Origin of the sequence: Streptomyces sp. SID1328, from assembly GCF_009865595.1 — a bacterium.
Lineage (GTDB): Bacteria > Actinomycetota > Actinomycetes > Streptomycetales > Streptomycetaceae > Streptomyces > Streptomyces griseoluteus.
Map to the genome: position 1 here is coordinate 1 of NZ_WWKH01000162.1, position 409 is coordinate 409.

Annotated in this window: 1 protein-coding gene; it reads right to left on the reverse strand. The window is 76.8% G+C overall.

Annotated elements, in window-relative coordinates; genetic code table 11:
• Positions 1–409: polyprenyl synthetase family protein (locus tag GT030_RS04795; protein ID WP_202459686.1), on the reverse strand; the 409-nt coding region annotated here is incomplete at both ends.

Genomic DNA, 409 nt, shown 5'->3' on the forward strand with positions numbered 1-409 from the left:
GGAGCCCCGCCCAGCAGCGCGCCGAGCGCGAGCGAACAGCCCAGCAGCGCACCCGTCTTGCCCTCCGCCATCACCCGGTACTCCTCAGGCGTCACCGCTTCCGGGCCGGTCCAGGGCCGTGAGGCGAACAGCAGGTCGTCGGCCTGCCCCCGCATCACGTCGGCCAGCGCGCCCGAGAGCAGCCGCACCCCGCCGGGGACATCGGCCAGGACGCCGACGGCCAGCGCGAACAGGGCGTCCCCGGCGAGAACGGCGGGACCCGTGCCGTACGCCTTCCACAGTGCCGGGCGGCCGCGCCGGGTGGCGTCGCCGTCCATGATGTCGTCGTGCAGCAGCGAGAAGGCGTGCACCAGCTCCACCGCGACCGCGCCGGGCACCCCCGCCCCGGCATCGGCACCGGCCGCCCGCG